The organism is Leptolyngbya sp. FACHB-8 (assembly GCF_014695575.1).
GTDB lineage: Bacteria > Cyanobacteriota > Cyanobacteriia > Elainellales > Elainellaceae > Vacuolonema.
Genome location: NZ_JACJOO010000004.1, coordinates 1 through 8614 on the forward strand (window position 1 = coordinate 1; position 8614 = coordinate 8614).

Consider the following 8614-nt stretch of genomic DNA (forward strand, 5'->3'; position numbering starts at 1 on the left):
CAATGTTTTTCGGATTAGAGTAATCTGGTTCATGAGGGTTTCGTGGATGAATGTGGTAATTCTCATGAAACCCTCTCCTACTCAATCTTTGCAAGCTTTTGTCCGGTACTTAGGATACCAGTACATCGCTGAGTGTCCGAGGACATGGGCGATCCCTTCATAAGGGACACCATAGCGCCTCCAATACAACCCTTTTTCCACCCCTTCGGTTGACCCAATCATGTAGGGCATCACCGTATCAGGTCGTAGTTGATAGGCTTGGCCATTACACTTCAGCCGAATCCGACGAGTCTTCAGATGCAGTTTGCCCGATTCAACAAACCCATGAAAGCAATACCCTTGCTCCATGCCCTGGGGAAAGATTTCGGGATGGGTATCAATCATTGGGTCGAGATAAGACCGGAAGGCTTTGGTATCGTCTACCAATTCGTCATAATTGGCATCCTCAGCCAGGGGTAGGCAAATAGTTTTGTCGCCCGCAATGCCCCGTTTCTTCTGCTCTGTCATAGAGGGTATCCTCCACAGTGCTTACCTTCAGCATAGGAGTTCTCTCGGTCGAGGAGGCATTCTGTCACAAAACACAAACTTATTTAGAACCAGAAAAATGTTTACCTGCATCAAACAATTCAATTAGTCCATCATGCTGAAATCTTGAACCTGTGTAGTCTTGCGATTTTTGGAACTTGACCCCTGACCCATTGGAAACATTTGAGACATGAGTGCATCCCAGGCGCGATCGGATAACAAACGACGAACCCAAATGAAAATCTTGCCGCTCAATCCGACTTGGTAACGAGTCCGAGGACGACGCACAAGAGCCGCCTGCACAATCACCTTCGCAACATCCTCTGGATTCAGAACGCCCCAGGCATTTTCTGCAAACATCTGTCGAACACGCGCTTCAATGTTTCGCTTGAAATTCGCATAGGGGCTTTCATTACCCGTTTGAGGCATCAGTGCATAGAGCTTTTCAACGAATGGCGTTCGCACTCCCGTTGGTTGAATCGAAACGACATCCACACCAAACGGTTGTACCTCATAGCGCAGCGCATCGGTAAATGATTCGACGGCATACTTACTGGCATGATAAGCACCGTTGCCAGGTGTGGTGAAGTTTCCGCCCATCGAGCTGACATTGATAATGCGTCCATAGCCTTGCGATCGCATCCCTGGCAGTACCAGTTGACACATTCGCAGTAGACCAAATGTATTATATCATGTCGTGTTAAATGCACACAACAAAAAGCAAGGTGACGCTTTGCGTCACCTTGCTTTTTGTTGTGTGCATTTAACCTTACTTGTTATTAGTCTCGAACTGGCGACGAATCTCTTCCATTGTTAATTCTTCTAAGGGACCAATCTGGGTATAGCCCGCATTGTTGATTAACACAGAAATTGCATTATGCTTTGCTGCGATCGATCGCACAGCAGCTAGCATTGACGATTCATCTGTAATGTCAAGTTGCAAAACATGACACCCTTTTGCAGCCAAATCGCTCAATGTTTGCGGATTCCGAGCGGTTGCATAGGTGATGAATCCGGCTGATTTGAGGGCGATCGCGGTCGCTCTTCCAATGCCAGAAGATGCACCCGTAACCAATGCCACTCCATGCTTTACGACCATCATTGCTATATCTCCTTAATTGATTAGCGAGATGTTATCTACTTAAAATTAAGTAAGTAAACGAGTAAAAAAAATTAGCGGCGGCGCATTCCATCTAGCAGGATGTCGATCATATCCTTGGCTAAAACCTGCTTGGGAATGTTTTTGTAACGATGCATATCGTGGGCGGTATCGATGAGAGAGAGAAACATCGTAGCCATCAGTTTGGAATCCACTAAGCGAATTTCTCCTCGCTCATACGCCTGTGCCAAAACCTGCTGGATTGGCTCTACGAGCGATACATTGCCCAACTCATGCAGAGTTTGAGCATGTTCTGGAGAAAGTGCTGGGAGATCCGATCGCGCTAGACGAGTCAAGTCGAGTGGGGGTTGTGCCAGCAACCAATCTGCCATCTGATTCAGCTGGCAGGACAGGTTAGGTTTTGCCTGAGAAATAGCGCGGTTTAAACCGTCTTGGTGGCGCACAAAACTGCGCTTCATCACCTCAACAAACAACTCCTCCTTACCACCTGGAAAATGGTAGTAAAGGGCAGCCTGACGCACCTTAAAGGCATCTGCAATGTCTCGCAAGGTAACGGCTGTATAGCCTCGCTCACCAAACAGAGCTTCAGCTAGTTGCAGCAATTGCTCCCGCGAATCTCCAGATTTTGCCTTGGCACTCACACTTTTTCTGCTCGAACAGGTGACTTACTTAACTTATAGTAAGTAATATAGCGAGTGTGCAAAAAGCCGTCAAGCGTTTCCTTCTACCTCAAGTTTTTTGATAATGGCTACGGCACTCGCGACTCCATCTTGACTGCGAATTTCTGCGCCTAAGTCTGCCGAACGCTGACGCATTGTGCGATCGCTCACTGCCGTTTGAATCGCTTGTGCTAATCGCTCTGTTGTAAGCTGTTTGCGGGGAATCGGTGTGGTTCCTACGCCCAAGTCTGCGACCCGTTGCCCCCAAAAGCCCTGATCGCCAAAAAACGGAATAATGATCGTCGGAACCCCTGCCCGAAGTCCTGCCGCTGTTGTACCTGCACCCCCATGATGCACAACCGCCGCAACCCGTGGAAACAGCCACGCATGGGGAACCGAATTGACGAGAAAAGCGTTGTCTGGCAGATTTTCTGTTCGCATTCCACTCCAGCCAGCCGACAGAATCGCCCGTTGCCCCGTTTTTTTAAGGGCTTGTAAAACAAGTTCAGCCGTCTCTTCAGGGTCGCGATTGCCCATACTGCCAAAGCCGATGTAAACCGGGGGTGGACCTGCCTCTAGAAAGTTCACCAGATCGGTCGGGGGAGTCCAATCGGAGGCGGCATCTAGGAACCAATAGCCGGTGACATGGGTATTCTGCCAATCCGACGGCTTTGCAAGAACAGAAGGACTGAACCCGTAGAGGGTTGGCAAGCGATGTAAATAGGGAGACTGGTGGGGCCCGAAAAAGGGAGAGGTGGGTAAGTCGAGAACTTGCTGACGGGAAGCGGTATCGCCTGAACGGGAACCTTGCCAGATGATTTGCCTCAAGGCTTGATGAGACAACCAGTTGACAGTTCCTCCCCAACGGTTGAGCGACTGCGGAAACAAAACTCCCGGAAACGTTCGGGTGGGCGTGAAGGGAAACACAAAGGCTGGCAGCAGGGGAATCTCTAACTTCTCAGCAAAGGAGAGAGCAAGATACAGCCCTCCCACTCCTGCTATCAGCAAATCCATACCGCGACAGGCTTCTAACCCTGATTGCGCCCATTGAACAGACACCCGTTCGGTTTCTTTTGCTGTCTTTAGGGTCATAGTCACAAAGTTTCCCTTTGCCGTCAATTCGCGCATTTCAGGCGTTTCAATCAGTTCTTGCACGTTTCCCTGCATGGGGCAGAACTCTAGTCCATGCGAGGTGACTAATCCTCCAAAGTTTTCATGGGTTAGTAAGCGAACCTCATAACCTGCCGCTTTTAGCCCTTTCCCCAGTGCAATGTAGGGTTGTACATCTCCCTGACTCCCCAAAGCAATGATGGCGATACGCATTGCGGCTGCCTCCTATGTGATGGACTAGAACTTGCATGACGTTATTGTCAAAATGACAATAACGTCACTTTGATAGAAGTGTCAACGATGGGGTATGCTAAGTTCGGTATCGTTCAAAGCAAGTTTCATGAAGCCCTCTCGTCGAGCCTCTATTGGCATGGAAAAACGGGAACGAACGCGATCGCACCTGATCGAGTCTGCATATCGAGTCTTTGCTCGAAAAGAAACGGATGCGGTGACGATTGACGACATCATTGCTGAGGCGGGCGTTGCCAGAGGAACGTTTTACAACTATTTCCAGACTCGCGAGGATGTATTGAGAGCCGTTGCCGCATCGCTGAGTGATGTGATGAATCAAAAGATTTGGGCACAGTACGCCGCGATCTCAGACCCGGCAGAACGAATGGCGATCGGTTTGCGGCAGTTTCTCCATCAAGCGATGCGAGATGCCACTTGGGGTTGGGTGATTGTCCGCATTGGATTAGTGGCAGCCCCTTTAAGTGAAACGATCGAACGGGGTCTACTATCAGATTTAGAAGCGGGAATCCGACTGGAACGGTTTCACGTAGACAGTGTGCAAGCCACAGTGGATCTTGTTTTAGGAACGTCACTGATGGCAATGCGAACCACTTTAAAGGGACATACCGAACCGAACTATCCAGAACAAATTACAAAGTTAATTCTTAAATCGTTGGGAGTTCATAACGATGATGCGGAGGCGATCGCATTCAAAGCATTAGAACCATTTCCAGAAGAGTAGCAGTAAGTACTTGATGCCTCGATGATTGAGTAATCACCAATTTGCTCATGACTCGATTGCAAACGAGAAATTTGTGAAACAGCGGCGATCGTAATCGTCATCTCCATGCCCTATATAACGGTAAGACGTTCACCCAGAAATAGATACGCGCCACCGACACCAAACACAGGGATTAGAGAGAAATTGAGCCGCAACGCCGACGGGCATTAATCGGATTGCACTTAAATAAAACCAGAATGCCAACGCATACTGCACAATTCCCGATAGTGCTGCCATTAGCCAAATTTGGATTGGAATCGTTGACGAAAATTGAAGACTTACTTCAATTTTCCAGCTAAATAGCACAATATAAACTAATCCAATTGTTTGTTGAAGAGCAGGCAAAATCAGAGGGCAACCAATTCTAGCTTCACCTGGTAGTGGACAGAGACAAATCAACTTGATTTCGTTCTGTGGCAAATTGTTCGCTCGACTGCCAATGTGTTGACTGCCTCAGATTGCGATCGCCTGCGGGAATGTGCAGGAGTTGGTTGTGGCTGGTTTTTTCTTGATTTCAGCCGCAATCGCAGTCGCCGCTGGTGTGATATGGAAGACTGCGGCAATCGTGCTAAAGCAAATCGACACTATGACCGCAAACAGAAGAAGTAGAGTGCGATCGCCTCTCCCTGACGCTCGCAGTGAGAATTGTTATATGGAACTCGCTGCATCAAGTAGATTAACTTGTCTCGATCGTCTGAGAAATTGCTTTGATTCTGTTGCGTAACCAACGATTCGCTTCATCTTGATCGCTCAAAGCACTCCACAACATGGAAACCGTCCACGCTTTTGTATTGACGGGTAGTTCAAAAATGGTTAAATTACAGACATTTGCTAAACGCAATGCAATGCGTCGGGGGAGTGCTGCAACTAAATCACTTGATGCGATCGCAAACGGCAAAACCATCATGTGCGGCGTTGTGAATGCAACTCGACGTTCTAAGTTTTGCTTATTCAACGCCTTGTCAATAGCACCTGCTGTATCTCGACGTAACGTTGTGAGGGCATGAGGAAACTGGGCAAAGGCTTTTAAGCTCATCGTGCCTTGCTGGATAGCCGGATGTCCTCGACGGGCAATTCCCACAAAGCGTTCTTCAAAGATGGGTTCCCATTGCGTTTGTCGGGGTGGATCAGGAAACACACCCAATGCCACATCGATTTCTCCTTGTTCTAACAAAGTTCCAACCCTGTCCTTCTCAAATTCAATCATTTGAACGTTGATGGAGGGAGCATTTTGAAGGCTAAACTTCAGTAGCGGCGGCATCAGAACAAAGCTGGTGTAGTCTGAACTACCGATCGTAAAGGTGCGATCGCTGATGGATGGTTCAAAGGTTTGGCTAGCAGTGACGGCTTGGCGGATCTGTTGCAATGCCGCCAAAATACCTGGGGCGATTGCTTGAGCTTTGAGCGTCGGCTGCATCTGTCGCCCTAGCCGCACAAACAACTCATCCTCAAACAAAATCCGTAAACGACTGAGGGCTGCACTCATGGCAGGCTGACCAATCTGAAGCTGCTCGGCAGCTTTTGTAACGCTCTGCTGCTCTAGAAGTGCTTCAAAGGCAACCAACAGATTTAAGTCGATCGCTGCCAGGTTTATCGATTTCATTATTGTTAACGTATCTACTGAAATGGCTTCTCTTACTTCAATGGGCAGCGATTACTATCCCCTAGCTCCGTCTTATCGCTTGTCTAAAGTTGGGCTGAATGGACTAACGGCACTCTGGGCAAAGGAACTTCAGGGCACCAATATTTTGGTCAATGCTTATTCTCCTGGCTGGATGCAAACAGATATGGGGGGTTCTAATGCGCCGTTCACAGCCGATGAGGGTGCTGAAACTGCCGTCTATCTGGCAACGCTTCCAGAGGGTGGGGCACAGGGCAAGTTTTTTGCAGAGATGCGGAAGGCTGGGGGTGCAGTGACACTCGCCTGGTAGGTTCAAATCAATCAACTACAGCAGGAAATCAAGGATCATGACTCCAACGGAAGAACAAAATTTGGCGATCGCTCGTATCTTCATTGAGCAGTTTTTGGGTAAAGGCGATATGACTGTAGCGGCGGATGTGCTGGACGAAAATGTACAGGCAATCACCGGGTTAAAACCCGATGGACCTATTGATGGACGTGAAGCTTACAAGCAAGTGTTTAGTGCATTTTTTGATGCCTTTCCTCCCCTTCCGGGCTTCGAGATGATAGTTGAAGATATGTTTGCAGCTGGTGATCGGGTAGCGGTTCGGTTTCGATCGGTGCAAAAACATGCCAAAGAGTTCTTTGGTGTTCCCGCTACAAACCGGGATATCACGTTTATTGAAACTCATGTCATGCGGCTACGAGAAGGTAAGCTTATCAAGCCATTACGGATGCTGCGAAGTACCGATACGGTCGTTAAGGCGACACTACTCAAAGGTTAATTGAGGATGGGTGAAACAAACTAATTGAGAAAAACCATTGCAGTGTCAGTATCGGGAATATAGGCTTCTGGAGCGCAGGGAGTTCGTCCAGCACGATCGCAATAAGCAGTTTGCACCTGACGAGTTTGCAAAGCAGCTTCTAAAAGTGGTTTTGTTAGAGTAGAATCTGTTTCTGGAAATGGAGCATGGCAACTGTGACAACTATTACTGAACCGCATTTGGTAATTGGGGCGATCGGGACTGAATGAACCATATTGCCATTCGCCGTTTTGCTTTTGTTTGACGAACACAGTCCCCAAATTTTCAGGAGAATACCAGGTTTCCATCACAATCAAGGTTCCATCAGGTAAGGGTTTTCCTGGTTGGATGGAAGCGATTACTTCTTCATTCACAAACATTTGACGAAACAATCCATCATTACGAGGTACCGTAGCGTAATGAGCTAAAGAGCGATCGTATTTTGATTGAACTTGTACTTCATCAGTCGTCACATTCGTGATTGGAGATGATTCAGTTGAAGATTGATTTGATGAGTTTGTTCTGTAAGAAAGGGATGGAGATCGATTCAATATTTGAGACAGAATGACTGCTAAGACAAGAGTACTCAAAAACAAAACCATCCATTTCATCCAGTGACATTTAACGAGCAAAAATTTGTGCATGAGCCAGTCTCCAAAAACTAACTGTCATTGGATCGTCGTGATAACTTTTCACCCGTTGTGCAGCAGTTTTTACACATCACTGAGAAACGAATTCAGAAATCTGTGCGGGAATCCGTAGCGTAAATTTTTTTCTCATGTGTAAGGTAAGAAAAATCTGCCACTGTCAGGGAACTAACACCATTGAATGTGCGCCTCTTGTCACCGGAACCGAATAACGGGTTTGAACGAGCATCGGCTGTGGATTAAGAGGATCACTCGCAATGCGCCAGAAGTCGATCGAACCGCCTGGAGTGCGATCGTCAAAGAAATCGTAATTGACCACTGCAAGGTACTGACTCGATGCATCAAAGGTAGCCGCTTCTGGCAAGATCCCATCAAACGGATAATCGGCTACGCGATTTAACTGTCCTGTTTGCGGATCCAACGTCATCAATGTCAAAGACGAGAACCAGGTGATGCGATCGTCGTCATAGGGGAGATAACTCCGCTCCAAATTAGTCGTGACAACATAGCGACCATCCGGACTGATGGCTAATCCTTCTGGGCTTACACCCGTCATCGCCCGTGACACCAGTGCATGGCGCGGCGAACCATCCGCCTGCGTGCCTGCCTCTAGTCGAATACTGACTACACTCCCGCGTGGTGCTTCACTCCATCGTCCTTCCACATCAGGTCCCCAATACAACCCATTGATAATCACATGGCGACCATCCGGTGTAAATCGAGCCATAAAGGGGGCTTTTTCAACTTTTACCACATTTCCCCAAGGTTCAAGGCTGAGTGTATTTCCCTGGCGATTCAGGCGAGCAAATGACACTTCTACGGTGGTTGCATTGACAAGAGCTAACAGATCTTGCGTCGGGTGCCATTCTGCGTGGATTAACTCCTGTCCACCCGGCACACGGGTTAATTCAAGATAGGTCGGTTGTCCTAATTGCCCTGCGCGAAACGGGATGAGAGCTAGAGGGGTTTCTGCCCCTGCCCCATTAGGATGAAAGGTCACTGCAGGGCGCATCTACTGGTTGGGGGAGTAGAGTTTTGGGGCTAATGCTTGGTCTGCAAATAGAGGATCGAAGCACTGGTTGACCCAGGCTAAGCGTAAATGGAGGAGATGATTAAA

At 48.1% G+C, this 8614-nt stretch carries 11 protein-coding genes and 1 pseudogene; 4 read left to right on the forward strand and 8 right to left on the reverse strand.

Going from position 1 to position 8614, the window contains the following annotated elements:
* Positions 1 to 81: 81 nt before the first annotated feature.
* The 5 genes from H6F91_RS00040 to H6F91_RS00055 form a co-directional block, all read right to left on the reverse strand.
* On the reverse strand, positions 82 to 507 hold the full coding sequence (locus H6F91_RS00040; RefSeq protein WP_190789169.1) for a hypothetical protein: 426 nt from the start codon (positions 505 to 507) through the stop codon (positions 82 to 84).
* Between the two features lie 123 nt (positions 508 to 630).
* Complete coding sequence (locus H6F91_RS27420; protein WP_199307550.1) at positions 631 to 1191, reverse strand: SDR family NAD(P)-dependent oxidoreductase; 561 nt, start codon at positions 1189 to 1191, stop codon at positions 631 to 633.
* Between the two features lie 103 nt (positions 1192 to 1294).
* Positions 1295 to 1627, reverse strand: coding sequence for an SDR family NAD(P)-dependent oxidoreductase (locus H6F91_RS27425; protein ID WP_199307551.1), 333 nt, complete (start codon positions 1625 to 1627; stop codon positions 1295 to 1297).
* A gap of 71 nt (positions 1628 to 1698) precedes the next feature.
* Complete coding sequence (locus tag H6F91_RS00050) at positions 1699 to 2286, reverse strand: TetR/AcrR family transcriptional regulator (protein ID WP_190774978.1); 588 nt, start codon at positions 2284 to 2286, stop codon at positions 1699 to 1701.
* A 69-nt stretch (positions 2287 to 2355) separates the two neighbouring features.
* Entirely contained in the window at positions 2356 to 3627 is a 1272-nt protein-coding gene (locus tag H6F91_RS00055) for a glycosyltransferase (protein WP_190774977.1), read from the reverse strand.
* Positions 3628 to 3754: 127 nt separating this feature from the next.
* Here H6F91_RS00055 and H6F91_RS00060 point away from each other — a divergent pair, with 127 nt between their 5' ends.
* Together H6F91_RS00060 and H6F91_RS00065 are read left to right on the forward strand one after the other, a co-directional pair.
* On the forward strand, positions 3755 to 4387 hold the full coding sequence (locus H6F91_RS00060; protein WP_190774976.1) for a TetR/AcrR family transcriptional regulator: 633 nt from the start codon (positions 3755 to 3757) through the stop codon (positions 4385 to 4387).
* A 480-nt stretch (positions 4388 to 4867) separates the two neighbouring features.
* The gene (locus H6F91_RS00065; protein WP_206754878.1) at positions 4868 to 5035 is read left to right on the forward strand and encodes a CGNR zinc finger domain-containing protein; all 168 of its coding nucleotides are present in this window, start codon (positions 4868 to 4870) and stop codon (positions 5033 to 5035) included.
* 67 nt (positions 5036 to 5102) lie between these two features.
* On the opposite strand, the gene H6F91_RS00070 is transcribed toward H6F91_RS00065, so the two are convergent.
* On the reverse strand, positions 5103 to 6029 hold the full coding sequence (locus tag H6F91_RS00070) for a LysR family transcriptional regulator (protein ID WP_190774975.1): 927 nt from the start codon (positions 6027 to 6029) through the stop codon (positions 5103 to 5105).
* A 1-nt stretch (position 6030) separates the two neighbouring features.
* Here H6F91_RS00070 and H6F91_RS00075 point away from each other — a divergent pair.
* Positions 6031 to 6357: pseudogene (locus H6F91_RS00075) on the forward strand (SDR family NAD(P)-dependent oxidoreductase); the annotation flags it as partial.
* A gap of 37 nt (positions 6358 to 6394) precedes the next feature.
* Positions 6395 to 6832, forward strand: a complete 438-nt coding sequence (locus H6F91_RS00080) for an ester cyclase (protein WP_190774974.1) — start codon at positions 6395 to 6397, stop codon at positions 6830 to 6832.
* A gap of 20 nt (positions 6833 to 6852) precedes the next feature.
* On the opposite strand, the gene H6F91_RS00085 is transcribed toward H6F91_RS00080, so the two are convergent.
* On the reverse strand, positions 6853 to 7494 hold the full coding sequence (locus H6F91_RS00085; protein WP_190789170.1) for a cytochrome P460 family protein: 642 nt from the start codon (positions 7492 to 7494) through the stop codon (positions 6853 to 6855).
* Between the two features lie 163 nt (positions 7495 to 7657).
* Positions 7658 to 8497 (reverse strand): hypothetical protein, encoded by an 840-nt coding sequence (locus tag H6F91_RS00090; RefSeq protein WP_199307553.1) that lies wholly within the window; start codon positions 8495 to 8497, stop codon positions 7658 to 7660.
* Positions 8498 to 8614: the final 117 nt, after the last annotated feature.